The sequence below is a fragment of the Marinomonas algicola genome (assembly GCF_014805825.1).
Classification (GTDB): domain Bacteria; phylum Pseudomonadota; class Gammaproteobacteria; order Pseudomonadales; family Marinomonadaceae; genus Marinomonas; species Marinomonas algicola.
In genome coordinates this window covers 4,121,959-4,147,577 of sequence record NZ_CP061941.1, presented here as the reverse complement: position 1 = coordinate 4,147,577, position 25,619 = coordinate 4,121,959, and the positions used below count along the sequence as shown (strand labels likewise).

Annotated in this window: 23 protein-coding genes; 15 read left to right on the top strand and 8 right to left on the bottom strand. The window is 42.3% G+C overall.

From position 1 onward, the window contains the following. Positions 1–10: 10 nt before the first annotated feature. From IEZ33_RS19040 to IEZ33_RS18990, 11 genes are all read left to right on the top strand, one after another. Complete coding sequence (locus IEZ33_RS19040) at positions 11–742, top strand: ABC transporter permease (RefSeq protein WP_191601559.1); 732 nt, start codon at positions 11–13, stop codon at positions 740–742. Beyond that, positions 732–1,535: an ABC transporter permease gene (locus IEZ33_RS19035; RefSeq protein WP_191601558.1), complete on the top strand. Its 804-nt coding sequence runs from the start codon at positions 732–734 to the stop codon at positions 1,533–1,535. The genes IEZ33_RS19040 and IEZ33_RS19035 overlap by 11 nt, the downstream gene beginning before the upstream one ends. 174 nt (positions 1,536–1,709) lie before the next feature. Further along, positions 1,710–4,946 carry an ATP-binding protein gene (locus IEZ33_RS19030; RefSeq protein ID WP_191601557.1) on the top strand — a complete coding sequence of 1,079 codons (3,237 nt, stop codon included), beginning with the start codon at positions 1,710–1,712 and terminating at the stop codon, positions 4,944–4,946. A 30-nt stretch (positions 4,947–4,976) separates the two neighbouring features. After that, entirely contained in the window at positions 4,977–5,336 is a 360-nt protein-coding gene (locus tag IEZ33_RS19025; RefSeq protein ID WP_191601556.1) for an Hpt domain-containing protein, read from the top strand. A 307-nt stretch (positions 5,337–5,643) separates the two neighbouring features. Further along, a complete protein-coding gene (gene ugpB, locus IEZ33_RS19020; protein ID WP_191601555.1) occupies positions 5,644–6,939 on the top strand; it encodes a sn-glycerol-3-phosphate ABC transporter substrate-binding protein UgpB in 1,296 nt (431 codons plus the stop codon). 130 nt (positions 6,940–7,069) lie between these two features. After that, on the top strand, positions 7,070–7,945 hold the full coding sequence (ugpA, locus tag IEZ33_RS19015; protein WP_191601554.1) for a sn-glycerol-3-phosphate ABC transporter permease UgpA: 876 nt from the start codon (positions 7,070–7,072) through the stop codon (positions 7,943–7,945). Next, positions 7,945–8,793 carry a sn-glycerol-3-phosphate ABC transporter permease UgpE gene (ugpE, locus tag IEZ33_RS19010; protein WP_191601553.1) on the top strand — a complete coding sequence of 283 codons (849 nt, stop codon included), beginning with the start codon at positions 7,945–7,947 and terminating at the stop codon, positions 8,791–8,793. Before ugpA ends, ugpE begins: the two co-directional genes overlap by 1 nt. 1 nt (position 8,794) lies before the next feature. Beyond that, positions 8,795–9,865, top strand: a complete 1,071-nt coding sequence (locus tag IEZ33_RS19005; RefSeq protein ID WP_191601552.1) for a sn-glycerol-3-phosphate import ATP-binding protein UgpC — start codon at positions 8,795–8,797, stop codon at positions 9,863–9,865. A gap of 7 nt (positions 9,866–9,872) precedes the next feature. Further along, positions 9,873–10,592, top strand: a complete 720-nt coding sequence (locus IEZ33_RS19000; RefSeq protein ID WP_191601551.1) for a glycerophosphoryl diester phosphodiesterase — start codon at positions 9,873–9,875, stop codon at positions 10,590–10,592. Positions 10,593–10,623: 31 nt separating this feature from the next. Then, a complete protein-coding gene (locus IEZ33_RS18995) occupies positions 10,624–11,406 on the top strand; it encodes a DeoR/GlpR family DNA-binding transcription regulator (protein WP_191601550.1) in 783 nt (260 codons plus the stop codon). Then, a complete protein-coding gene (locus IEZ33_RS18990; RefSeq protein WP_191601549.1) occupies positions 11,399–12,202 on the top strand; it encodes an HAD-IIB family hydrolase in 804 nt (267 codons plus the stop codon). Before IEZ33_RS18995 ends, IEZ33_RS18990 begins: the two co-directional genes overlap by 8 nt. Positions 12,203–12,312: 110 nt before the next feature. On the opposite strand, the gene IEZ33_RS18985 is transcribed toward IEZ33_RS18990, so the two are convergent. Next, positions 12,313–12,597, bottom strand: a complete 285-nt coding sequence (locus IEZ33_RS18985; protein WP_191601548.1) for a hypothetical protein — start codon at positions 12,595–12,597, stop codon at positions 12,313–12,315. A 356-nt stretch (positions 12,598–12,953) separates the two neighbouring features. Beyond that, positions 12,954–13,604, bottom strand: coding sequence for a peroxiredoxin-like family protein (locus IEZ33_RS18980; RefSeq protein WP_206696877.1), 651 nt, complete (start codon positions 13,602–13,604; stop codon positions 12,954–12,956). 145 nt (positions 13,605–13,749) lie between these two features. On the opposite strand from IEZ33_RS18980, the gene IEZ33_RS18975 reads away from it, so the two are divergent. Then, positions 13,750–14,346 (top strand): TetR/AcrR family transcriptional regulator, encoded by a 597-nt coding sequence (locus IEZ33_RS18975; RefSeq protein WP_191601547.1) that lies wholly within the window; start codon positions 13,750–13,752, stop codon positions 14,344–14,346. Between the two features lie 84 nt (positions 14,347–14,430). On the opposite strand, the gene phnE (IEZ33_RS18970) is transcribed toward IEZ33_RS18975, so the two are convergent. The 6 genes from phnE (IEZ33_RS18970) to IEZ33_RS18945 all read right to left on the bottom strand — a co-directional run bounded on the left by phnE (IEZ33_RS18970) (position 14,431) and on the right by IEZ33_RS18945 (position 21,440). Beyond that, entirely contained in the window at positions 14,431–15,228 is a 798-nt protein-coding gene (gene phnE / locus IEZ33_RS18970; protein WP_191601546.1) for a phosphonate ABC transporter, permease protein PhnE, read from the bottom strand. A 21-nt stretch (positions 15,229–15,249) separates the two neighbouring features. Next, positions 15,250–16,044, bottom strand: coding sequence for a phosphonate ABC transporter, permease protein PhnE (phnE, locus tag IEZ33_RS18965; RefSeq protein ID WP_191601545.1), 795 nt, complete (start codon positions 16,042–16,044; stop codon positions 15,250–15,252). Next, positions 16,032–16,817, bottom strand: a complete 786-nt coding sequence (phnC, locus tag IEZ33_RS18960; RefSeq protein WP_191601544.1) for a phosphonate ABC transporter ATP-binding protein — start codon at positions 16,815–16,817, stop codon at positions 16,032–16,034. Before phnC ends, phnE (IEZ33_RS18965) begins: the two co-directional genes overlap by 13 nt. A gap of 97 nt (positions 16,818–16,914) precedes the next feature. Beyond that, positions 16,915–17,955, bottom strand: a complete 1,041-nt coding sequence (gene phnD, locus IEZ33_RS18955) for a phosphate/phosphite/phosphonate ABC transporter substrate-binding protein (RefSeq protein WP_191601543.1) — start codon at positions 17,953–17,955, stop codon at positions 16,915–16,917. Positions 17,956–18,186: 231 nt separating this feature from the next. Then, the gene (locus IEZ33_RS18950; RefSeq protein WP_191601542.1) at positions 18,187–19,536 is read right to left on the bottom strand and encodes a sigma-54-dependent transcriptional regulator; all 1,350 of its coding nucleotides are present in this window, start codon (positions 19,534–19,536) and stop codon (positions 18,187–18,189) included. Next, positions 19,533–21,440 (bottom strand): ATP-binding protein, encoded by a 1,908-nt coding sequence (locus IEZ33_RS18945; RefSeq protein WP_191601541.1) that lies wholly within the window; start codon positions 21,438–21,440, stop codon positions 19,533–19,535. Before IEZ33_RS18945 ends, IEZ33_RS18950 begins: the two co-directional genes overlap by 4 nt. Positions 21,441–21,843: 403 nt before the next feature. On the opposite strand from IEZ33_RS18945, the gene IEZ33_RS18940 reads away from it, so the two are divergent. From IEZ33_RS18940 to dgcA, 3 genes are all read left to right on the top strand, one after another. Next, entirely contained in the window at positions 21,844–22,821 is a 978-nt protein-coding gene (locus tag IEZ33_RS18940; protein WP_191601540.1) for a dipeptidase, read from the top strand. A gap of 42 nt (positions 22,822–22,863) precedes the next feature. Beyond that, positions 22,864–23,394: a 4-vinyl reductase gene (locus tag IEZ33_RS18935; RefSeq protein WP_191601539.1), complete on the top strand. Its 531-nt coding sequence runs from the start codon at positions 22,864–22,866 to the stop codon at positions 23,392–23,394. A 148-nt stretch (positions 23,395–23,542) separates the two neighbouring features. Next, positions 23,543–25,618, top strand: a complete 2,076-nt coding sequence (dgcA, locus tag IEZ33_RS18930) for a dimethylglycine demethylation protein DgcA (protein WP_191601538.1) — start codon at positions 23,543–23,545, stop codon at positions 25,616–25,618. The last annotated feature ends 1 nt before the right edge of the window (position 25,619 follow it).

The following is a 25,619-nucleotide window of genomic DNA, read 5'->3' as shown; positions in this document are numbered from 1 at the left end:
TAGGTCGCGTATGTTAATTGATTATCAATCTATGTCTTTGTGGGAGCTGCTTGCCTTTAACTCGCCAGGTTGGGGAGGCGCATTATTATCAGGGCTCGTGCTTTCGCTTGAGATTGCTGTATTAGGCTATGTCTTTGGCTTACTAATCGGTCTATTGGGAGCCATAGGAAAATTGAGCCAAAACCTGTTACTGACGGATTTATTATATTGCTATACGACAGCGGTAAGAGCCATACCTGAACTGGTATTAATCTTATTGATTTACTTTGCTCTGCCAAATTTTATTAATGATGTTCTCTATTCATTTGGGTTTAACGGAGTTGAGATTAATGGGTTTTTTGCTGGTGTACTGGTAATCGCATTTGTTCAGGGTGCGTATGCAACAGAAGTGATCAGATCCTCAATCGCCGCAATACCAAAAGGGCAAATTGAAGCGGCGCACGCGTTTGCTATCCCCAAGTATAAAATTTTGTATCGAATTGTGATTCCTTCAATGATTCCTCATGCGTTGCCGGGGTTATCGAATTTATGGCTGATTGCAACTAAAGATACCGCCTTACTGGCCGTAGTCGGGCTGACAGAGCTGACATTAGCCGCTAAGCAAGCCGCTGGCGCCAGTAAGCAGCAACTGACTTTTTTATTGGCGGCCGGAATGCTGTATCTCCTCGTTTCTTTATTATCAGAGGTTTTGTTTAAGTATCTTATTAAACGGACTGAAAAAGGACAACGTCATGGGTCATGAAGTGGTTAAAAATAACAGGCATCTATTTGGATTGCGTTGGCTTTTACCTCACAGGGTTGTATTGATTGCACTCTTAGGTGTGCTCATTATCTCTTTGGTTGTTAAACTTGATTGGTCGTGGATTGCGGAATACAGAGAGTCTATTTTGTCCGCTGTTTGGAAAACGGTGTTATTGCTTGTTTCGACCTTTGTTGTTGGTTTTATCTTAGCCATTCCGATTGGCTTGGTTCAGGTAACAGGCCCAAGATTTTTGGCCGTGATCGCTCATGCTTTTTGTAGCATGATTCGAGGCACACCTTTATTGTTACAAATCTGGATTTTTTATTATGGTTTTGGTTCTATTTTTCCCGGCATAGAAGGCATTAGAGAGTCTTTTATTTGGCCTTTTTTAACGAGTGCTTGGCCTTATGCTTTTTTTGCGTTGACCTTATCTGTTATGGCTTATGAAGGTGAGGTCCTACGAGGAGCCTTTTCCGGCGTGCCGAAAGGTGAGCTAGAAGCCGCGAAGGCCATGGGGATGAAGCCCTTTAAGATTTTGACGAGAATATGGTTACCTAGAGCCATTCAAAGAACCTTGCCTGTTATTGGGGGGGAGGTGATTATTCAACTAAAAGCCACCCCCTTAGTGGCTACCATTACTATTATTGATACCTATGCAATTTTTTCTAATATTAGATTGGAAACGTATATAGTGTATGAACCTCTCTTGTTGATGACATTGATATATTTGATTTTAGCGGGTGCTATCACACTTATGTTTACGTATTTTGAGAAGAAGTATAAGAATCACTGAGGTTTTTTACGCAGACGTGTAAGCCCAAGAGGTAAGAGTCTAATAAAGAGAAAGGGTCGACCACGGCGCCTTTAATATAAAATAACAAACGCTTCGGAAAAAAAATCTTATGCTATTCTTATTACGAGCATAAAAAATGATTTGCTGCTTTTTGTCTAAGGCTGGATTTATAGTATGTACCGATTTTTCTTCCCGACAGTGTGCACTGCGCTGTTGTATTTTTTCTCAGGTTATATTAGTCAAAAAATAGCGATACCTCCCGGTTTCTCAACCGTACTATGGCCCGCAGCAGGGGTTGCGTTAGGCGCTGTTTTAGGATGGTCATGGAGAGCGTTACCAGGGGTCTTTATTGGCAGCGTACTGGTAAATTTATACATTACTTACTCAACAACAGGCGAACTGGTTTATTCCTTGGTGTCGTTAATTGCGATCGGAGCGACACTGCAAGCGCTTTTTGGGTACCTATTAATTACCCTTTTTCTGAATGCGCCCTTTGATTTTTATAAACCTCAAAATATTTGTTTGTTTATTTTACTTGGTGGTGTGATCAGTACGGTTGTTGCTCCAACGGTAGGCTGCGTTGGTTTATTGTACTTTGGGGTGATTGGTGTCGATGCCTTTTCGGCTAATTGGTTTAATTGGTGGGTTGGTGATTCTATTGGTGTGATTGCCACTACGCCTTGGCTTCTGATTGCATTTCCTCATTTAGCGAAAAGCAAACTCCCAAAGACTAAGCCATTTTTCCTGATTCTGCTGTCTATTACCACCGTTACGGCTGGGTTGTCTTTAGCGGCTTTTCAGTTTGATCACTTAAAGCAGAAAAAAGAGTTTGAAACGAATGCGGAGTTAATTGCATTTTATTTGCAATCACGATTGCAAATTTCAGTAAATTCTCTTTACGGTTTGGCTGGCTTTATTCAAAGCTCCGATCGTATTACAACGGAAAGTTTCCGCACCTATACGAAGAGTGTTATGCGGCAGAACTCGTCCATATCTGGGTTGTCTTGGAATAAAAAGATCACAGGTGAGGAGCTGCCTAAATGGAACGCATTTTTGCAGGAGGCATACTCTGATTCGACTCTTTTTATCTCAGAAAGAAACGCCTTATCCAACCCCGTACCAGTTAAACCGAGAGAGAAACATATTGTTGTTAGCTTTATCGCGCCTCTGGAGCAGAGCCGAAGTGTTCTTGGGTTTGATGTCTATTCTCAGGAGACTCGAAAGTTAGCACTGGATACCGCCTTAAAGACAGGTAAAGAAACGCCAACGTTGCCTATTCGATTGATTCAAAAACAAGGACAGGAGCAAAATGTTGGAGAATTAATTTTTCTGCCTGTTTTTAAAGAAACGAATGAAAATACCAATGAAAAAGTTTTAGATGGCTACGTCACCGCCGTTTTGTCAGTAACGGAATTGTCGAGGGTGTTGCAAAATGAAAGTATCTCATTGCCTCATACCGCATTGTATTTATTGCATCATGACAGTAATCAAGCTGAGCCTCATGTATTGGCTCGATGGGATACTAAGAATACGCCTTTACCGAATGCGCTGGCTCGACTTGCTGCAAACGATTTTCCCTTGATTGCTCGTCATACAATCCCTATAGGCCAATCGTCTTGGGAATTGGTTCAGGTGAGCTATGAATACACGATTTATCATCCTTGGAGTACCCATTTTGTATTAGCTGGGGGATTTCTACTTACCGGATTGTTTGGTTGGTTCTTAATTTTAATTGCCAGTAAAACGTCCCACATGGAAAAAGAAGTGCTTAAAAGGACTGAAGCATTGTCTTTAATGAATCAATCTTTGATTGAAGCCGAAGAAGAAAATACTCAAGCGAAGCTGGATGCGGAATTGGCGAATAAGACAAAAAGTGAATTCCTAGCGAATATGAGTCATGAGATCAGAACGCCATTGAATGGGATTATGGGGTCACTATCCTTGTTGAGCCACGATAAACTAGAAAGTAATCAAAGAAAAATGGTTCAAATCTCCTATAAAAGTGCTGAGTCTTTATTGAATATTATTAATGATATTTTAGATTTATCTAAGATAGAAATGAATGATATTGATTTTGAGGAAGATGAATTTGACTTGGTTGAGCTCGTTGAAGATGTTGGCCAAGTACTGGCTGTCAACGCCCATGAAAAGAAAATAGAGTTACTTTGTCCTATGACGGCACCAATAACGTCTCGTGTGATTGGTGACAGCGTTCGTATTCGACAAATAGTAATGAATTTAGTGGGTAATGCGATTAAATTCACCTCCCAAGGCCGTATCAGTGTTACCGTGATGATTAAAAGAAAAAAGGAAGGGCGGCTTCAGGCTGAGATCGCCATTGAAGATACAGGTGTTGGTATATCGTATGCGGACCAACAAAAGCTGTTTACTCGTTTTAAGCAAGCGGACAATTCAACGACTCGAAAATACGGTGGAACAGGTTTAGGACTCGCTATCAGTAAGCAACTCGTTGAGATGATGGGTGGCAGCATGGGGGTGACCAGTGAAATAGGTCAGGGCTCTCGATTTTGGTTTAAGCTATCCCTAAAGGAAAGTCCTGCTAGTCTAAGCGACCTGCCTTCTAATGATCTTATGTCTGTTTCGCACGTATTGTTCATTACAGACAATGCGGAAAACGGTCAGTATTTATCTGAGTTGTTATCGATATGGAATATTGAATGTGTCATAGTCGATAAATTTGCAACGGCGATCGAACGTTATCAAAATCAAAACTGGTCGTTTCAAATGGTTTTTGAAGATCAGAATTTAATAACACAAACCAGTACTAAGATAGTTGATATGTGGCTTTTTCTTTGTGAACGTCAAGATGTGAGGCGTGTTTTACTAGCGAATGCGATACTCACGGTGAATACCAGTTTAATCCGTACTCGTGACGCTTATTCGGCCCAATTAATGAAGCCAGTACGTAAATCGGATTTGTTTGATGTCTTAATGGAAGGTTCAGAAAATAAGGATAATGAATTGGTTGATAACAACAGAGATGCCTTAGAAGATAGACAGTTTCATTACCCTGCATTATTAGTAGAGGATAATATAACGAATCAGATTGTTGGTCGTGGCTTACTTGAAATGAAAGGGCTAACGGTCACGATTGCGAATAATGGCGAAGAGGCGTTACAAGCTGTAAAGGATCAGCATTTCGATATTATTTTTATGGATTGTCAGATGCCTGTGATGGATGGTTATGAAGCCACAAAACGGATACGATTATTGGATGCGTCTTTTTCAGAAACTTCCCCTCAGGTTCCCATCGTTGCATTAAGTGCCAATGCGATGAAAGGCGATGACACACTCTGTTTGGAGGCGGGAATGGATGATTTTATGCCGAAGCCAATCGATCAGTTGGTTTTGGTTGAAAAGTTATCTCAATGGCTAAATAATAAAGGCTAATCGATCTATAATATTAATCGGGATAGTATAATGGAAGAACAAGAAAACCTCATCTTTGATAAAGCAAGCTTTCATAGCCGAATGGGGCATAATGTTCAGCTCATTTCTATTGTCTCCAAAGAGTTTGTTAAGGAAGCCTCTGTTCAACTAGAAGAGTTAAAGGCAATTTCGGAGACAGGCAATAGGTTAGATATATCAAGACAAGCGCATAAATTGAAAGGTTCGTCGGCTGAAGTGGCTGGCAATAGAATGCAGAACGTCGCGTTTAGTTTGGAACAGTCTGCAAAAAGGCCCGAATCGGAAGTTTCTCAAGATACGTTAATAGAAAAAGTGGTTTTATTAGAGCAGGCGTTTTTAGAGTTAAAAAAAGAGATCGAACAAAACGCATAAGCATCTAACGCCCCTCTACGTTTCACACCCAATTCAGGCGCTTCATATTTTTAATAAAATTGAGGCGTTCTACCTCTTCTCATTGTGTAACAATCAAATAAAAAATTGTTCAAATGAAATAAGCCATCAAAAAATTAACTATTAACGGTTAATTATTGAGCGTTTTTATTGCAAATTTATTTCATTTGAATCTTTTTTAATGTATTTTGGGTGCGAATGAAAATATAGATTCATCGAATTGAAATATTTCATTGTTATTCTTTGCCTCGATCAAACTAATAATAAAGCTCAAACGAGGAGCCTGAACATGCGTAAACGTAATCTTTCTGCTTTAGTACTAGGTGCAACTCTTGCTAGCTCCGGTTATGCGGCGACTGAAATTCAGTGGTGGCATGCAATGGGGGGAGCCTTAGGTGAAAAACTGAATTCAATAGTGGCTGACTACAATGCGTCACAAGATTTGTATGAAGTGAAAGCCTCTTATAAAGGTAATTATACGGAAACAATGACGGCTGCGATCGCCGCGTTTCGTGCAAAGCAACAACCACACCTAGTTCAAGTATTCGAAGTAGGTACAGCAAGTATGATGTCTGCAAAAGGCGCTATTTATCCAGTTCATCAATTAATGAAAGAATCTGGACAAGCGTTTAATGGCGATGCGTTTTTAAGTGCGGTTACAGGCTACTACACAGATAGCGATGGCAACATGTTATCTATGCCGTTCAATAGCTCCACCCCCGTGCTTTATTTTAATAAAGAATTGATGGCGAAAGCCGGTGTTCAGGCGCCAGCAACGTGGAACGAAATGGACTCTGTAGGCAAAAAACTGCAAGACGCCGGCATTAGTTGCGGCTTTACTACCGCTTGGCAATCTTGGGTTCACCTAGAAAACTTGAGTGCTCGTCACAACGTACCGTTTGCAACGAAAGCCAATGGTTTTGGTGGCTTTGATACTGAATTGGCCTTCAATGGCCCACTTCAAGTAGCCCATATTAATAAAATGGGTGAATGGCAGAAAAATGGTATTTTCAGCTATTCTGGCCGTACCAATGATGGCGCGGCAAAGTTTTACAGTGGTGAATGCGCCATGTATACCGAGTCATCTGCAGGCTATGCTGGTATTAAACGTAATGCACCCTTTGAATTCGGTGTAGTGGAATTACCTTACTGGAAAGATCAAGTAACTGAGCCATCCAATACTATCATTGGTGGAGCGTCTTTGTGGGCACTTCAAGGCAAGGCCGCGGATGACTATAAAGGCGTTGCGTCTTTCTTAAGTTATTTATCAAGAGCCGATGTGCAAGCCGATTGGCATCAATTTAGTGGTTACCTACCCATCACGAAAGCGGCTTTTGATCTAACCAAAGGCCAAGGTTTCTACGAGAAAAACGTAGGCACTGACGTCTCTGTTAATCAAATGCTTACGGGTACACCTACTGAAAATACCAAAGGTTTACGTCTTGGTAACTTCGTGCAAATCCGTGGTGTGATTGATGAAGCGTTGGAATCTGTATGGAATGGCGATGCGGATGCTCAAGCGGCACTGGATAATGCGGTAAAACGCGGTAATGTGTTATTGCGTAAGTTTGAGAAAGCCAACTAAGGTTACTTTTTCATACCGTGTCGTAAAAAGGCTTAAGCCTTCTAATTTAGAAGCTTAAGCCTTTGTGTTTATATCAATTTTTTAATAGATCAGAATATGCGTTTGGTCTGTTTTATACTAGGTAACACGCATGAACGTTACTTTTCCCCACAAAGTACTGCCTTGGCTATTGTTGCTCCCTCAATTAGCCGTCACGGCCATTTTCTTTCTTTGGCCTGCCGAAAAAGCGGTTGAACAAGCGTTTTATCAAGAAGACGCCTTTGGTTTAAGTCGTGAGTTCGTCGGTTTAGAAAACTTTGTCGATTTACTGACGGATCCCTATTATTACGAGTCGATTGTTGTCACCCTTATTTTCAGTTTCTCGGTGGCATTTTTAGGGATTGCTGTGGCTTTATTGTTAGCAACCATGGCAAACCGAGTGATTCACTCGCAGCTTTTTTATCAAACATTACTAATTTGGCCTTATGCCGTAGCGCCCGCTTTAGCCGGTGTTATTTGGTGGATTATGTTTGACCCAAGTATTGGCCCTGTGGCGCAATGGTTAAAATTCTGGGGAATTCAGTGGAACCATTATTTAAATTCGACCGATGCCATGATTCTCGTGGTGATTGCGGCTACATGGAAACAGATCAGTTATAACTTCCTTTTCTTTTTAGCCGGCTTGCAAGCGGTCCCTCGTTCCCTAATTGAAGCGGCCGCCATTGACGGTGCCAGCCCGATTAAGCGTTTTTGGACCATTGTCTTTCCTCTGCTGTCTCCTACCACGTTCTTTTTGTTAGTCGTTAACCTTGTATATGCCTTCTTTGATACGTTCGGCATTATCGACGCCACCACAGGTGGTGGACCCGGTCAAAGCACTAAGATCATGGTATATAAAGTATTTGATGATGGTTTTATTGGTTTGGACTTAGGCAGCTCAGCGGCTCAGTCAGTGATTTTAATGGGGGTCGTTGGCATCATGACTGTGATTCAATTCCGATTCATTGAACGTAAGGTGCAATACTAATGATTGAAAATCGTCCGTGGCTGACGGTACTCAGCCACTTTATATTATTGTTAGGGGTGTGTTCAGTCGCCTTGCCTATTTGGATTGCTTTGGTTGCATCTACTCATACTCCGGAAGCGTTTGTACAGGGTGTTATTCCTTTGTGGTTCGGTGACCATGGTTCAGAAACATGGGGGAAAGTGTTGTTTAGTGCGGCGGGAAATGGCGTCGATGTCCCTGTTTGGTTCATGATGATGAATTCCCTTATTATGGCGCTTGCCATCGCGTTTGGTAAAATCGCTATTTCTATTCTGTCGGCTTATGCGATTGTTTTCTTTCGCTTTCCAATGCGCTCCCTGTGCTTTTGGATCATCTTCATGACATTAATGTTGCCGGTTGAAGTGCGTATTATGCCGACCTATCAAGTGATCTCAGATCTAAGCTTATTGAATAGCTATACTGGTTTGGCCTTGCCATTAATTGCCAGTGCGACGGCCACCTTTCTGTTTAGACAAAGTTTCCTTACGATTCCTGGGGAATTAGTTGAGGCGGCACGCATTGATGGTGCGGGGCCTTGGCGATTCTTCTTCGATATATTGTTGCCTATGTCACGCACCAATATCGCGGCACTTTTTGTGATTTTATTTATTTACGGTTGGAACCAGTACCTATGGCCTTTGCTTATTACAACGGATGACGCTTATTTTACCTTGGTGATGAGTATTAAACGAATGGTGTCCGTCGCCGATGGGGCGATTGAATGGAACAGTGTCATGGCTACCACTATGTTAGCGATGTTGCCACCTGTGATCGTTGTGGTCGGTATGCAAAAACTGTTTGTTAAAGGCTTAGTGGATTCGGAGAAATAACATGGCTGAAGTAATTCTTAAAGAGGTCGGCAAGACCTATCCAAATGGTTTTAATGCCATTCCTGCTGTCGATCTGCAGATAGCAGACGGTGAGTTTATTGTTTTAGTTGGTCCATCTGGTTGTGGTAAATCAACCTTATTGAGAATGGTAGCGGGTCTAGAAAGCATTACTTCTGGTGAGCTGAAAATTAACGGCACATTAATGAACCATAAAGAACCCGCTGATCGGGATATTGCCATGGTTTTTCAAAACTATGCTTTGTACCCACATATGACCGTTTTTAATAATATGGCCTATGGTTTAAAGAATCGTGGAGTAGATAAAGCAACGATTTTAGAAAAAGTAAATGCAGTGGGGAATATGTTGGGTTTAGATGAGTTGCTAGACCGCAAACCGAAACAATTGTCTGGTGGTCAACGTCAACGTGTCGCAATGGGGAGAGCGATGGTTCGTGATCCTCAAGTATTCTTATTTGATGAACCCCTTTCAAACTTAGACGCTAAGCTACGGGTGCAAATGCGAGTTGAAATACGTCAACTTCAACGTAAGTTGGGGACAACTACCTTGTATGTTACTCATGATCAAGTGGAAGCCATGACGTTAGCAGACCGTTTGGTGGTCCTTAATAAAGGTAATGCTGAACAAATTGGCACCCCTTTAGAACTGTATGAACGACCTGCGACACCGTTTGTTGCGGCTTTTATTGGTTCACCATCAATGAATTTGTTAGAGGGCAATATTACCGACGGTGTGTTGTCGGTAGGTCCCAATATTCGGTTATCAACTGACTTGCCATTCAATCAAAATGTTGTTTGGGGAATTCGTCCTGAGCATTTAGAATGCCTGTCAGAATCTGAACCCAATGAGAATGCCGACTTTGTATTGACGGTGCAAGCGGTGGAATCATTGGGTGCAGAGACGCTGATTTATGGATCATTGGATGGCGTTGAAACCATTTTGGTAGTACGACTTTCTGGGCCCCACAACCCTGAATTAGGAAGCCAAATGCAGTTAAAAGCACCGTCCGAAAAATGGCATATATTTGATGCCTCAACTCAACAACGTTTGTGAGTATATTATGTTAGATGTAAAAGTCGTTGGTCATAGAGGTGCGGCATTATTGGCTCCAGAAAATACGCTCGCCGCCATTAAAGCGGCGGCTGATGCTGGGGCACAGTGGGTCGAAATTGATGTGTACTTAGTTGCAGATGGGGGCTTGGTTATTTTTCATGATGACACACTGGAACGCTGTACTAATGGTGCAGGCGCAACGGCTCAATCCACGGTACCTTATATCAAAGGCTTGGATGCCGGCGCTTGGTTTAGTGATGAATTTAAAGGAGAAACGGTGCCGACTTTGGTCGAGGCCTTAACTTATATTCAATCATTGGACCTAGGTTTGAATTTAGAAATTAAATTTGAACAAGATAATGTCGATGCTATTGTGCCTGGAGTACTTGCAGAACTCGATGCGCATTGGAAAGACAACGACAAACTGATTATTTCGAGCTTTAATAAATTCGCGTTAGAAATGTGTTCTCAGTTAGCGCCAATAAGGCATTTAGCGCAGCTGTATGATGCTATTCCAGCTTCTTGGCAAGAAGATTTAGAATACATCAAAGCGTACAGCGTGCACTGTGATTATTCTCAATTAACCGAACCACAAGCGAAAGCAATCAAAGCCGCTGGCTATAAGTTGCTTTGTTATACCGCTAATACAGTAGAACAAGTGTCTGATCATTGGCATTGGGGGATGGACGCGGTTATTACGGATGATCCTAAGGTGTTTTTAGCCTAACCCTTACACAACGATTAAATTAGGAAATGAAATGAGCCTTTCAGAACGTCAGAATCAAATATTAAACTGGGTGCAGCAGGTTGATAATCTGTCGATTGAGGTGCTTGTCGATAAGTTTGATGTTTCGGCTCAAACCATCCGTAAAGATGTAAATCAGCTGGCTGATTTACATCTTGTACGTCGTCAGCATGGTGGCATCACACAAATGTCGACGGCAGAGAATTTGCCGTTTGATAATCGTCAATACCTTAATGGTGTTGCGAAACAGAAAATAGCGCAGATGTTGGCGAGAGACATACCCGATGGCGCCTCGGTATTTTTAGGTATTGGTACAACGGTTGAGTATGTTGCAAAAGAGTTGGCTCATCGTAAAGACTTACAGGTCTTTACCAATAACCTAATGGTGGCCGCCATTCTCAGTGGTTCCCCACATATTTCTGTCAAAGTTACGGGAGGTCGTTTACGCCATCTGCATAGAGACCTTGTTGGAGCCGATGCATTAGAGTCGATACGTCAGTTTTATTTTGATTACGGCATCATCGGTTGTGGCGGGTTGGATATGTCGTTAGGGTTGTTAGATTTTGATCCAGATGAAGCCATCATTAGCCGAGTTATTTTAGAATCCAGTCGTTGTACCGTGCTGGTGGCCGACCAGTCAAAATGGGGGCGCAAAGCGATGGCGAGAGTAAAACCCTTTGCGAATATCCATAAAGTTTATACAGATTCTGTTTCGTCTAAGCAGTCTGAGCTCATGGCAGAACATAAAGTACAGCTGAACGTAAGTGAGGTCTCCCTTGTTAGTTCCTATGAATAAAGCCGCACTGCCAAAGTTAAGTGAAACAACGCCTTTGCTATTTTCGAAAGTGAAATTTATTTTAACTGACATTGATGACACATTAACGTGGGAATCAAGTTTGCCAACGGAAACGTTCCAAGCATTAGGCCGATTACATCAAGCGGGTTATAAAATCATTCCAGTTACTGGTGGCTGTGCTGGCTGGTCTGATTTAATTGCGCGTTTATGGCCAGTGGCCGGTGTTATTACAGAAGGCGGCGCCTGTTTCTTAAGTAAGGATACTCATGGCCGGTTAGTGTACAAATATTGGGATGATCCTGAGAAAATGCAGGCCAATAAAGAGCGGCTACTGCAAACAGTGGATAATATTCTGCCCGACTTTCCCAAATTAAAGCTAGCACAAGACCAAGCGTATAGACTCACTGATGTGGCTGTGGATTATGCTCAAGATGTCATTCCAAAAGAAGAGATGGCTCGAGACCAAATGCTAGCACGTTTAAAAGCGTTAGGTGTGCAGGCGAAAGCCAGTTCCATTCACATTAATATCTGGCAAGGAGAGTATGATAAATACGCTATGGCGCACCGAGTGTTAACTGACGTCTTTGGTTTAACGGAAGACGAACTTAAAACGCATGTTATGTATGTTGGTGATGCACCAAACGATGAAAGCATGTTTGCCAAGTTTCCATTAAGCATTGGTGTCGCGAATATCTCACAACACCTCGACAAAATGGATCATCGTCCCGCTATGATAACCTCTCTTTCAGGTGGTTATGGCTTTGCCGAGTTGGCGGATTATTTGTTAGCAAAATAACCTGGCTGTGCGAACACTTTATGAAAATCGATTGTTATGTTTGTCATAGCGCCGTTAGTGACGCGCACCAGTAATACCGGCATTCGCATCAAGACGTGTTAAAGGCGAGTTCAGTTGGCAAAGTGTGCTTCATTAAAGGTGTTTTGCAATTCCTCGTACTTTTTATTGTAAATGTCGGCTTTTTTACTGAAGGTGTCAGCGCCTTCTAGGTCGACATCCGTATCATGCTGAATACCTTTTTCATCAAGTGTTTTAGATAGGGCCTCTACGCTTGAAAGGTAGTTTCGATAAACTTCATGAGTCGAATCATTCTCAGAATGGCTTGCCGAAAAAGCGGATGTAGCAATAATGGACGATGCTAATATAGCCATAGTGGCTTTTGTTAATGTGTTCATAATGACACTCCAAAACAGATTAAATGAATAATAGTGAATCGCTATTGCGTTTCTATGGGGTGATTATCTGGGATGGGATGTACAAAAAATAGCCTTCTATTGATACTTCCGCTGTTATTACATCTTCCCAAGCCATTTATTATGCTTTACTCAATAAAAGGATGGAATGTGCAGTTTTAATGGTATTTAGAGCACATTTATTAACCCCTATTTGCAATGGAACCCTGTCAACTATGAGTGCTTCAGGTGGAAAGTAAGTTACTGAAAGGCTTTATAGAGCATGACAGCCACTCTCTGGTGAAGAGAGAGTGGCTGTTTGCCTATTACTGATAATATCGTCGAGACAAAAGCGCCTTCTAGTTAAGCGCTTTAAGTATATTAATCAGTTCACTTGGCTCTTGGCGCGCTGTGTAATCAGCATCCACAAAGGCACTGGCAACCGTACCGTCTTTCGCCACAACAAAGGTAGCCGCTAAAGGTAAATCAAACTGGCCTTCGCCATTATGCTGCTCTACATTTATGCCAAAAGATAAGTAAATAGAGCGCAATTCTTCCGGTAATGAGAACACAAGCCCAAGGCGTTTAGCATACTCTGAATTCACATCAGATAAGACTTCAAATTCAAGTTTGTTTTTCTCTGATGTTGATAGCGATGAGTCAGGCCGCTCAGGAGTAATGGCCACAAGGGTGGCGCCTTGAGCTTTGATATTAGCGAGTTCCTTTTGGTAAGCCTGCAGTTCAAGGTTGCAGTAGGGGCACCAGCCGCCACGATAGAAAGTAATAATGACTGGGCCTGTTTCGAGCAACTTATTAAGGCTGACGTCATCTCCATTCTGATTAGGAAGAGAGAAAGCTGGTAATGGCTCAGAGACTTTTGGGGCGTTATTTTCTATACCTGAATCGGCAAGTGTTTGAGTGGCTAATTTCATTAGCTCTTGGACATTTGCGGGCGCTTTTTGTTTAAAAGCTTCTTTATAATCGGCAATGCTTTCCTGTAATGACATCATTTAACCCTTATTAATAATCAATTTGAACGTTCATTCAATCACGTATTGAACGTTCATTCAATCAAATTGTAGTTTTTTGCTATTCTCGTTATAGTTACCTACATCATTAAAACAATATGATTTTTTATGAGGCAAAAGAAGGCGCATGGCTAGAGCTCAATTTGAAAAGCACCAAGTGTTAAAAAATAGTTCAGACGCCTTTTGGCGGTTGGGGTATAACGCCACATCGATGCAAGTCATTTTTGAAAAAACAGGCTTGAAACCTGGGAGCGTTTATTTGGCTTTTGGTAATAAAGAGGGTTTATTTAAAGAAGCTCTGAATTACTACGCTCAGCAGTCTATTGCGAGGGTGACGTCCAGTTTAGAGGAGGCCAATGTTCTTGAAGAAAGCATCTGCCTTATTCTATTAGGGTTTGTTGATGATGCTTTTGAACAAAATTATTGCAGCTGTTTTCTTGTTAAAAGCCAGTTAGAGCTCAGCGGTGCGCCAGATCTTCAAGCGTACGCTATCGCTCATTTAAGAGACATTGAGTCAGTATATGCGCACTTTCTTGGGAAAAAATATTCTATGGAAGACGCTAAAATTAAAGCGACCAGTTTGATGATGCATATTTTTGGAATACGAGTCTATGGCTATCATCAAACCACAAAAAGTCAGATGATTGCAGGGTTGCAGTCCGGTTTACCCTGGTTACCATGGGAGCGTATGATCTCTCAATCCCGGATTGATAACGCACATTAAATGGATAGGAAAGGAAATGAAATAGAAAAGGCTATTAGGGTCGATAAATAGCCTTTCTGTTGGGTGGCTTTGTCGCCATAAAAATTAAATTAATCGTTTTCGGATTTGCACAACAACGATTTCGGCGATGATGACAACGACAAAGATAGACAGTAAGGCAATAGAAACACGCTGCCACTCAAATAGATTCATGGAATCGCTCAGTACCACGCCAATGCCACCGGCACCAACCAATCCTAGCACCGCTGACTCGCGTACATTAATGTCCCAACGAAACAAGATAATACTAAAAAAGGCCGGTAACACTTGTGGCCAATAACCTTTTAATAAAATGGACATCCAAGAGGCGCCTGTTGCTTTTAACGCTTCGATTGATCCCATGTGAACTTCATCGATGGCTTCCCCCAACAGCTTACCCACAAAACCAACGGAGCGCAGTGCAATGGCTAATACACCAGCAATGACACCGGGGCCAAATATAGACACAAAGAGCAAAGCCCATACAAGAGAGTTTACCGAACGAGACGACACTAAGAAAAAGCGTGCAATCCAATGGCCCCAGCGAGATGAGCAAATATTATTCGAGCTTAATAGAGCCAATGGTACAGCAAAAATTAAGGTAAATAATGTGCCTAAGGTAGCAATATTCAGCGTTTCTATCATGGCATCGTGAACGCTTACAGGGTAATACGCAAAATCGATGGGCCACATGCGATTAAACATATCGGCCATTTGCTCTGGTGCATCATAGAAAAACTCTGGGATGACCTCAACGGACTGAATGGATTGCAACATGGCCATAATCAGTACAAGGTAAACGGCATAGCGAGCCAGTTTTTGCTTCAAAGTAAAACGTTGCCAATGGTGATCTATTGTAGTCATTACAAATGCTCCTAGACCTGGTTATTTAAAAATACGTCGGACGATATTAGAAAGGTATTCACCTATCATAATGATCGAAATGATGGTGATTAGAATGGCGGCGACAAAGTCATAATCAAAGCGTTGGAACGCCGAAAATAACGTACCGCCAAGACCGCCAGCGCCAACGATACCGACCATAGTAGAGTTCCTAAGATTAGAGTCTAATTGATAGACAGAGAAGCCAATGAAGCGGGAAAACACTTGGGGCATTACCGAAAAAACAATCACACTGACAAACCCAGCACCAGTGGCCCGAATGGCTTCAATTTGCTTCAGAGAGATTTCCTCAATGGCTTCCGCAAAGAGTTTGGCGATGAATCCTATAGAAGCAACGATTAGGGTTAAAATGCCCGCTAAAGCGCCAAAGCCAACACTCTTAACAAATAAAATGGCAATAATAACCGGGTGGAAAGTACGGCATAGGGCAATCAAACCTCTGATCGGAATACTGATCCAATTTGGCATGAGGTTCCTGGCGGCAAACAAACCTAAAAATAAAGATAAAACGATACCGACAAAACTGGCGATCACCGCAATCTCTAAACTCTCGGCAAGCCCACTTAAGAGCAATTCCCAACGCTCAAAATTGGGTGGGAACATACGCCCCATGAGTTTTTCCGCATGGCCTAGACCTTCGTAAAAGCGGCCCCATGTTAAGCCCATCGCATGAAACGAGTAGAGGATATAGCCAAGGATTAATACCCAGATGCCAGCGGAGATCCAATTAAACTTAAACGGGTTCTCATGGTTTTTTGTGGATTCTATACCAGCCATGACTCACCTCCATAAATGGTTTTCAGGTGATCATCCGTTATGCCTTCAGGAGGACCGTCATACACAACGACGCCATTACTCATACCAATCATACGTTTTGCAAAACGACTTGCCAGTTTTACATCATGAATATTGACCAAGGCAGGAATGTTTTTTTCTGCAGAAAATCGTTCTAGCAGCTCCATTATCTCAACCGCCGTTTTTGGATCGAGAGAAGAGGTGGGTTCATCGGCGAGCAAGATTTTCGGGTCTTGCATAACGGCTCGAGCAATACCAACACGTTGACGTTGGCCACCAGATAAACTGTCGGCTCGTTTTGTCGCGTGTTCACTGAGGCCTACCGCATCGAGTAAGGAGAATGCCGTATTGATGTTGTCTTGGCTAAAGTTACGACGCCAAGCTTGCCATGCAGACAGGTAACCTAAACGCCCCGTGAGCACATTCTCAATCACACTCAAGCGTTCGACTAAATTGTATTCTTGAAAGACCATGCCCACTTGTCGGCGAAGCTTTCTGAGTTGGTTGCCTTTCACTTGGCACAGGTCTGACTCATTAAAGAGAATCTGCCCAGCGGTTGGGTCAATTAAGCGATTGATACAGCGTAACAATGTACTTTTCCCTGTTCCAGAAGGACCGATAATGGCGATAATACCGGGTTCATTGATGGTGATATCGATTCCCTTGAGAATAGGGTTGCCAGCCGTGTATTCTTTTTTTAATCCTTTTATTTCTAGGAGGCTTTGGCGTGTTCGTGCGGCATTTTGTGAGGGCATAATCTGTTTCCTACAAGCAAAGGGTAGCCCTGCGATCTATGGTCTGTAGATCGCAACGCTGTTATTTCAAACAAAGTAATGAATGGTTTTTGAGGTGCTAGCCTTTATTCTCAGCTTCCGCTTTGGCGCGCTTTTTAGCGGCCTTAGCGGCATCGGCTTCAGCTAAGCGTTTCAGACCCGTTTTTGTGTAGGCGGTGCCAGATGCATGGGCGATATCACGAATCACTTTCCAATCTTCTTTGTAAGTCACTGGATAGAAGCGATCTGCGCCACCAAAGGTTTTTTGCATTTCTTCTGGGAAGCGAAAATCAGTAAATGCCTGTTTGATTTTAGCCACTAGGTCAGGGTGTAAATCGTGAGCATAACCAAATGAGGATGTTGGGAAACGAGGACTGGTGTAAATAGTGCGGAAGTCAGCTTCATTTATACGCCCCGCTGAAACCATACGTTTATACACATCTGATGCAACTGGCGCGGCATCATAGTCACCCGATAATACCCCCATAATAGACTGGTCGTGTTTGCCGGAATATTTTACTTTATAGTCTTCATCAGGGGTGATACCCAATGCTGGGAAAAGTGCACGCGGTGCTAAGTTACCTGAGTTTGATGAGGCCGAAGTGTGAGCAATGACTTTGCCTTTCAAGTCGTCCATTTTATAAATAGAGCTGTCAGCACGTGCAATAGTGATAAGATTGTAGCCTTGGAAAGAGTCGGCCGTCCCTTTGACGGCAATCGGTACCAAACCGCCTAAGTTTACAGCGTATCCTGTAGGCCCTGTTGAAAAGCCCGCAATATGCAAACGGCCAGAACGTAAAGCTTCAACCTCAGCGGCATTGGAATGTACCGTGTAGTAAACGACTTTTTTACCGGTGGCTTCGCTTAAGTATTTTTGGAAATCACTGAAGGCGTCCTTGTAAACCGCTGGATCTTCTACTGGTGTGTAAGTAAAGACTAGGGTGCTGGGGTCACGCCATTTGCTTTGGTCTTTTGGTGTGTCGGCGACTAGATCGTAGTTTTCATCGCAAAATTTTTCATCTAGCACTCCGCGATTTTCACAATCGGCCGCTTGGATCACAGTGGCACTCATTAGAACGGAGCTGGTGAAAAGTAGCTTATTTAGCAATTTATTAGGCATCTATTTTTCCTCAATATCTATTTTTATTATTATCACCTACTGGGTATTTCCAGTTGGAGATGAGCTCGCCTTACATTTTTGTAGGTCTACTCTTAATAAAGCAAAACAGATACCAACTCTAAAAAAACAATATAAAACATATGGTTAGTATTTTTTCTTGGAAAAATAAACGCTATGTTGGACTTATTGGTCCCGTCTAAAATAAGAAAAGGGTCACTTTTGTCCATATAGTCAATTGCTTTTAAACTGTTGCTTATCTAAGTGGTACTTTTTCATTTTTCTGTATAGGGTTTTACGAGATAAATCGAGCAATTCTGCGGCTTGATTGAGTTGTCCGTCAGAATGTCTCAAGCCTTCTTCAATGATTTTGCGTTCAAATTGCTCCATCCGCTCTTCGTAACTGCCATTTGAGTCAGTGTCTTGCTTTAGTAAGCTTAAAGAGGATTCGGTAATGCCAAGTACGAATCGATCTACCGCATTTTTTAGCTCTCGAACATTACCAGGCCATGGATGTTGTAATAGGTGGTTTACGTAATCTTGGCTCAAAGTGGGTAGCGGCCTATCATAGTGCTCAGACGCTTTTCGAGAATAATGATGGAACAATGGTAAGATGTCTTCGGGCCTGTCTTTGAGCGGTGGAATAATGAGGCTCGCCACATTGAGTCGATAGAAAAGATCTTTACGAAACTTACCTTCTTCACCCAGCTGCTCCAGATCCTCTTTGCTCGCAGCAATAACGGTAAGCTCAACTTGTATGGGCGTTGTACTGCCGACACGCTCAATGGTCCTATCTTGCAGTACGCGTAATAATTTTATCTGAACGTGCATTGGCATGGTTTCTATTTCGTCTAGAAACAAGGTTCCTCCGTTGGCCGCTTCGATCTTACCTATATGACGTTTACTGGCGCCAGTAAAGGAGCCGGCTTCATGACCAAACAGTTCACTCTCAATTAAGCTTTCACTGATGCCACCACAGTTAATAGCGATGAATCGGCCTTTTTTACGGTCACTGTATAGATGCAATGCTCTCGCGACAACGTCTTTACCACACCCTGTTTCTCCATAGATGATGGTGTCAATATTGGCCTTAGCTAAGGTTAAAACATGTTGACGGATGCTTTTAATCGCCGCCGATTCTCCAATAATAAAGCTGTCTAAATCCGTTTGCTGCGCGAGGTTTTCTTTGAGCCTTCGATTTTCTAAAACCAATGCACGTTTTTCCATGGCTCGTTGCAACTGGCTGATCAGATGCGAGGGTTGTAAGGGTTTTTCAATAAAATCGTAGGCACCACACTTTATGGCTTCGAGCGCCATGGGGATGTCTCCATGACCACTCATTAAAAGAACCGGTAAGCTTTTATCCAGAAATTGCACTCGTGATAAGAAACTTAAGCCATCCATTTTCGGCATTTTAACGTCGCTTAGAATAATGACGGGGCTCTTTTTACTTAATGACGATAATGCTTTGTCTGCTTGTTGGAAGGTGTTTACCTGAAAGCCTTCTAATTCCAACATTTCGGTTAATGCGTCTAAAATAGACTCATCATCATCAATGATCATTACGCTAATACCATTGTTCATAGATCGTTTGCCTTTTGTAACACAAGTTGAAAACAGCTGCCTTGCCCTAAGGTTGAGCGTGTCTGGATGTGACCATGAAAGTCTTGAATGATGTTGTAGCTAATAGAGAGGCCCAGACCTAAGCCTTGTCCCACTTCTTTTTGAGTGAAGAAGGGATCAAAAATTTGACGAATTTTATCGGCTTCTATTCCTATTCCAGTATCGGATACGTCAATGAAAACATGTTTTTCTTCTTCTCTAACACGAATTGTGATTTGTTTATAAAGTGTACTGGACATGGCGTCAATTGCGTTACTAATGAGATTCACCAACACTTGCTCCAACCGAATCGGTTCGGCCAACACTTTGAGTTCGGACAGATGAGGAACACTGTGGCGGTCGTAATGTAAGTGACAATTTTGGTCATTGATTTGGCTCGACATAAGTTCAATAGAATCTTGAATAACACGGTCGAGAGTAACAGGAGATAACTCGGTCCCGGCTTCACGAGCGAAGGCTTTTAAATGGCGGGTAATCCTGGCTATTTTATCAAGTAAAGACGTAATTTTAATAATATTTACTTTTGCATTCTCAGGCTCATCTCTGTCTAAATAGCGCCCAACTGTATGCAAGTGGCTGGCAATGGCCGTTAGAGGTTGATTTATTTCATGAGTGATGCCAACACTCAGTTGTCCTAATGCCGCCAGTTTGCCCGCTTGAATTAACTCTGTTTGCGTATTTTTAAGTTGCATTTCGGCCATCACTCTTTCTTCTATCTCCGTTGCCAGCTTTTGATTGGTGCGCTCTACTTCTATGGCGGTTTGTTGGAAGTACTGCAGGTCTCTTGCCATGGACGACACTTCATCGTTCCCTACGATGCGGATTTCAGTGTCTAAATGGGAGCTGGCAATAGCGCGCATGTTTTGCTGCAATTCACGAATACGATGCAAGATATTCCGGCGTACATAAAACCAAGAAATAGCGCAAGCAACCGTAAGGCTAATCAGTGAAAGAAGTAAGATGCTTTGGGTGCTTTGATTAATGGATTGGATGGCTCTTTCTAAGGAATCGCTAATGCTGGTGTTGGTTGTGTTGGTGTATTGAATGATTTGAGCGGCTAACTGTTGAATATGACGCTGGCTGTTTTCTAGAAAAAAATCCTGCTGATAAACAAGGTCTAGTTCTTCATTTTTGAGTTTATATAAGTCGCCTTCACGAGAACTGGCGGCTAATAAAAGTTGAATAGACCGAATTTGTGACTTAGGAACCTGTGTTAAGAGTGGCAGCTGATCTTGTATTTCTTCAGCCAGAGATTCAAGACGAAGAAACGTGTAATCCAACTCATTAAATGTGGCGTCATTAGCGACTTTTTCGAGCATTCCTGCAAAGTAATATAATCTGTTGGTTACCTTTTCCAATGGTTGTGTTCTTTCTAGTGTATTCAAACGGTTTATTAACGCTTGAAAGGCTGGAAAAATTTGTTTTGATAATTGTGAAATTTTGTATTGAGCCGTTTCATGACGTTCAACATTCTGATTTAACAAAATAAGGTTGTTTTGTATTTGCCTAATGAGTTCTAAGAAATAATGGTTGTATTCAGGCAAGCTTTTCATCAAAGAATCCATGTCTTTAATGGCATCGTTTAGGGTTTTCATCGCTTTTAAGCGAACAATATTCGCATCATTGGTGACTAAAAGTGGGGCGGTTGCGACAATTAAGCGACTTCTGTCATTCAAGCGCGCGGCCGCATCGAGGCCTGGAATATCTTGTTGTTTTAATAATTGCAGTCTGTCGCTGAGTTGTAAGTAGGTGTTAGTGGCGAGAGCACTGGCAATAATGGTAATGGATGAAATGAAGAAAAAGGCTAAAAAAAGCCGTCCACCAATACCTAAATGTTGCAGGCTAAAAACTGTTCGTAGAGGCATTCTACAACCCTTGTATTGTTATTATTAGAGTAGTTGTCGTGTTTTGATTACGATTGAAAAAGGTATTTATCCTAATCCATTACCCCCCTTGTTTGCTATTAAATTATTCCCCCCACTTATGTGAACCCACTTTTAATAGATCTATCGCGTCATTATTGCTGGGGGTTGAGTTTTAAATATAAATGAGTTTTTTGTCTTTTTAAATGATAACGAATTTCATTTGTTTGTTTTTTTTAAACGAAAGCCCTCTTCTTGGTCGCTTTTGTTACTCGGGAAGTCGCTTTCAGACTTCGACCTTTTGCGCGAAAAACTAGACTTATTTGACTCTTAAATGCTTTGCAGATTATACGATTTTTCTAGAAGCATTAATGACTTCATAAGCAAGCTGAGAAGGATGAAAACAATGAATGCGACAGAACTTCATAATGATGCCATCGTGATTGATGGGTTAATTTGTTCCAAATGGGAACGTGCTTTATTTGAAGACATGGCTAAGGGGGGGTTAACGGCCGCGAATTGCACTTTATCATTCTGGGATAACTTTGAAGAAACAGTACGAAACATTGTTGAAATGAACGGTTTGATTGAAGAAAGCCGCGATTTGCTGTTGAAAGTTCGTACTACTGAAGACATCTACAAAGCGAAGCGTGAAGGCAAGACAGGCATCATGATGGGGTTTCAAAATGCCCATGCGTTTGAAGACCAAATTGGTTATGTACAGATATTTAAAGACCTTGGCGTTGGCATCGTTCAAATGTGCTACAACACGCAAAATTTAGTCGGTACAGGGTGTTATGAGCGTGATGGCGGCCTGTCTGGCTTTGGCCATGAAATCGTGGCTGAAATGAACCGAGTAGGCATGCTATGTGATCTCTCTCATGTTGGTTCAAATACCTCTAAAGAAGTCATCGATGCGTCTAAGCAACGGGTCGCTTATTCCCATTGCCTGCCGACGGGCTTAAAAGAGCATCCTCGTAATCGCACGGATGAAGAATTGAAATACATAGCAGACAAAGGCGGTTTTGTTGGGGTAACTATGTTTACACCATTCTTAGCGGCTGGGGTCAACGCCACGATTGATGACTACGTTGATGCCCTGTATTACATCTACAACATTGTGGGTGAAGATGCGATTGGCATTGGCACTGACTTTACTCAAGGCCATTCTCATGAGTTTTTTGAATACCTTACACATGATAAAGGCTATGCCAGACGCTTAACTCGTTTTGGCGAAATTGTTAACCCTTTAGGTATTCGCACTGTTGGTGAATTTCCAAATATCACGGAAGCATTATTACGCAAAGGTTTTACAGAAAGACAGGTTCGCAAAATTATGGGCGAAAACTGGGTTGATCTGTTGAAAGACGTTTGGGGCTCATAAGGCTTATTACACTATTTACTTGATGTTAAAAGGTAGAAATAAATGACAACACATACGCCAGAAATGCCCATTGAAGTAAACGATGAAACCGGTGTTTGGACAACCGATGCCTTACCTATGTTGTATGTACCACGACACTTTTTTGTAAACAATCACATGGGGATTGAAGAAGAAATTGGGGCCGAACGGTATGCCGCTATTTTGTATAAAGCCGGTTATAAGTCAGCTTACTATTGGTGTGAAAAAGAAGCTGAAGAGCATGGGTTGCAAGGCGAAGAAATTTGGCATCACTATATGAAACGTTTATCTCAACGTGGTTGGGGATTTTTTATCACAGAAGAACTTGATGCGGTGGCCGGTACGGCAAAAGTGCGTTTAGAGCACTCAGCGTTTGTTTATCAATACGGCAAGGTCAATCGAAAAGTGGATTATATGTTTACCGGTTGGTTTGCTGGTGCGTTGGATATGGTGGCAAAAAATCTTGGCCACGAGGTAAAAACGGTCGCTGAACAAACACAGTGTGCGGCGGAAGAGGGATGTGAAGTGGGTTATTTTGTTGTGAAACCGATTTAGTTTTTGCATCGAATTAATCGACAGAGTGGATACTTATTATTTGCTAATGCTCTGATTAATATACGTTTTATTTTAAATAAGTTTGTGTGCTAAATCGGTCTTTACCATTTTTCAGGTCGATTTAGCCTAATGTGCGTGGAGTCTTTCTATGTCTCAGTTTGATGTTTTATTCGAACCTCTAAAAATTAATAATTTGACAATTCGTAATCGTATTGTCAGTACAGCTCATGCTGAAGTATATGCAACAGACGGTGGCATGACGACCGAACGCTATGTGAAATATTACGAAGAAAAAGCCAAAGGTGGCTGTGGTTTGTCTATTTGTGGTGGCTCAAGTGTGGTTTCTATAGACAGCCCTCAAAGTTGGTGGAGCTCAGTCAATTTATCGACAGATCGCATCATTCCTCACTTTCAAAATTTAGCCGATGCCGTACACAAGCACGGTGGCAAAATCATGATTCAAATTACCCATATGGGCCGTCGGTCTCGTTGGGACGGTGGTGAATGGCCAAACTTGATGTCGCCATCCGGTATTCGAGAACCTGTTCATAGAGCCACTTGTAAAACCATTGAAGAAGAAGATATTTGGCGAATTATCGGCGATTTTGCTCAAGCGGCACGTCGAGCAAAAGAAGGCGGCTTAGACGGAGTTGAGTTGTCGGCGGTACACCAGCATATGATTGATCAGTTTTGGTCTCCAAGGGTAAACAAGCGAACAGATCAATGGGGAGGCAGTTTAGAAAATCGCATGCGTTTTGGAATGGAAGTGTTAAAAGCCGTAAGGGCCGAAGTAGGACGAGATTTTGTGGTCGGTTTACGTATGTGTGGTGATGAGTTTCACCCAGATGGACTCAGTCATGAGGATTTAAAACACATTGCTAAGGCTCATAACGACACGGGATTATTGGATTTTTTTGGTGTTGTTGGGTCTGGTTGCGACACTCACAATACACTGGCTAATGTGATTCCAAACATGAGCTACCCACCGGAGCCATTTTTACATTTAGCGGCGGGTATTAAAGAAGTGGTGGATGTGCCTGTCATTCATGCACAAAACATTAAAGATCCAAATCAAGCCAAACGTATTATTGAAGCGGGTTATGTTGACTTTGTTGGCATGACCCGAGCGCATATCGCCGATCCACACTTTATTGCCAAAATTAAAATGGATCAGGTTGATCAAATTCGCCAATGCGTCGGCGCGAACTATTGTATTGATCGTCAATACATGGGGTTAGACGTGCTATGTATTCAAAATGCGGCCACGTCTCGTGAACACAAAGGCATACCGCATATTATTGAGAAAACAGACGGAGTAAAGCGCAGAGTTGTTGTTGTCGGTGGTGGTCCTGGTGGTATGGAAGCGGCTCGTGTTGCGGCAGAGCGTGGACACGATGTCATCTTATTGGAAAAAGACGATGCGTTAGGTGGGCAAATTAGTATTGCTGCAAAAGCGCCGCAACGGGATCAGATGGCTGGCATTACCCGCTGGTTATCGATGGAATTAGAACGTTTAGGGGTGGATTTACGCTTAGGCACAGCCGCGAGTGCCGACATGATTCGAGAACTTAAACCGGATGTGTGTATTTTGGCGACAGGTGGACGCCCCTTTGTTGATCAAGAAGAAAGCTGGGGAGCCAAAGAAGGTTTGAGTGTTTCTTCTTGGGACATTTTAAATGGGACGGTTGAACCGGGTAAAAATGTACTGATTTACGATACCATTTGTGAGTTTTCAGGCATGTCGGCTGCGGATTATCTCGCCTCTAAAGGTTCTTTAGTGGAGTTGGTGACCGACGATATTAAACCGGGTGTGGGCATTGGTGGTACGACCTTCCCAACCTACTACCGTAACCTGTACGAAAAAGAAGTCATCATGACATCGGATATGATTTTGATGAAAGTCTACAGAGAAGGCGATAACTTGGTCGCTGTCTTGGAAAACGAATACACAGGCCAAAAAGAAGAGCGTGTGGTTGACCAAGTCGTCATTGAAAATGGTATTCGACCAAACGAAGCGCTTTATTATGAGTTGAAACAGGAATCTTGTAATAAAGGCCAAATGGATAATGAAACCTTATTTAACTCTCAAGCACAACCTGTGTTGTCTTTGGCCGCAGCAGGCAAACAAGAAGGCATGATTTTATGGCGTTTGGGGGATTGTGTTTCTCAACGTAACACGCATGCGGCTATTTATGATGCACTGCGTCTTTGTAAAGATTTATAAG

Bases quoted from the DNA above. Each gene is read 5' to 3' on its own strand.
- IEZ33_RS19040 (WP_191601559.1), top strand. From the start codon at position 11: ATGTTAATTGATTATCAATCTATGTCTTTGTGGGAGCTGCTTGCCTTT.
- IEZ33_RS19035 (WP_191601558.1), top strand. From the start codon at position 732: ATGGGTCATGAAGTGGTTAAAAATAACAGGCATCTATTTGGATTGCGT.
- IEZ33_RS19030 (WP_191601557.1), top strand. From the start codon at position 1,710: ATGTACCGATTTTTCTTCCCGACAGTGTGCACTGCGCTGTTGTATTTT.
- IEZ33_RS19025 (WP_191601556.1), top strand. From the start codon at position 4,977: ATGGAAGAACAAGAAAACCTCATCTTTGATAAAGCAAGCTTTCATAGC.
- ugpB (WP_191601555.1), top strand. From the start codon at position 5,644: ATGCGTAAACGTAATCTTTCTGCTTTAGTACTAGGTGCAACTCTTGCT.
- ugpA (WP_191601554.1), top strand. From the start codon at position 7,070: ATGAACGTTACTTTTCCCCACAAAGTACTGCCTTGGCTATTGTTGCTC.
- ugpE (WP_191601553.1), top strand. From the start codon at position 7,945: ATGATTGAAAATCGTCCGTGGCTGACGGTACTCAGCCACTTTATATTA.
- IEZ33_RS19005 (WP_191601552.1), top strand. From the start codon at position 8,795: ATGGCTGAAGTAATTCTTAAAGAGGTCGGCAAGACCTATCCAAATGGT.
- IEZ33_RS19000 (WP_191601551.1), top strand. From the start codon at position 9,873: ATGTTAGATGTAAAAGTCGTTGGTCATAGAGGTGCGGCATTATTGGCT.
- IEZ33_RS18995 (WP_191601550.1), top strand. From the start codon at position 10,624: ATGAGCCTTTCAGAACGTCAGAATCAAATATTAAACTGGGTGCAGCAG.
- IEZ33_RS18990 (WP_191601549.1), top strand. From the start codon at position 11,399: ATGAATAAAGCCGCACTGCCAAAGTTAAGTGAAACAACGCCTTTGCTA.
- IEZ33_RS18985 (WP_191601548.1), bottom strand. From the start codon at position 12,597: ATGAACACATTAACAAAAGCCACTATGGCTATATTAGCATCGTCCATT.
- IEZ33_RS18980 (WP_206696877.1), bottom strand. From the start codon at position 13,604: ATGATGTCATTACAGGAAAGCATTGCCGATTATAAAGAAGCTTTTAAA.
- IEZ33_RS18975 (WP_191601547.1), top strand. From the start codon at position 13,750: ATGGCTAGAGCTCAATTTGAAAAGCACCAAGTGTTAAAAAATAGTTCA.
- phnE (WP_191601546.1), bottom strand. From the start codon at position 15,228: ATGACTACAATAGATCACCATTGGCAACGTTTTACTTTGAAGCAAAAA.
- phnE (WP_191601545.1), bottom strand. From the start codon at position 16,044: ATGGCTGGTATAGAATCCACAAAAAACCATGAGAACCCGTTTAAGTTT.
- phnC (WP_191601544.1), bottom strand. From the start codon at position 16,817: ATGCCCTCACAAAATGCCGCACGAACACGCCAAAGCCTCCTAGAAATA.
- phnD (WP_191601543.1), bottom strand. From the start codon at position 17,955: ATGCCTAATAAATTGCTAAATAAGCTACTTTTCACCAGCTCCGTTCTA.
- IEZ33_RS18950 (WP_191601542.1), bottom strand. From the start codon at position 19,536: ATGAACAATGGTATTAGCGTAATGATCATTGATGATGATGAGTCTATT.
- IEZ33_RS18945 (WP_191601541.1), bottom strand. From the start codon at position 21,440: ATGCCTCTACGAACAGTTTTTAGCCTGCAACATTTAGGTATTGGTGGA.
- IEZ33_RS18940 (WP_191601540.1), top strand. From the start codon at position 21,844: ATGAATGCGACAGAACTTCATAATGATGCCATCGTGATTGATGGGTTA.
- IEZ33_RS18935 (WP_191601539.1), top strand. From the start codon at position 22,864: ATGACAACACATACGCCAGAAATGCCCATTGAAGTAAACGATGAAACC.
- dgcA (WP_191601538.1), top strand. From the start codon at position 23,543: ATGTCTCAGTTTGATGTTTTATTCGAACCTCTAAAAATTAATAATTTG.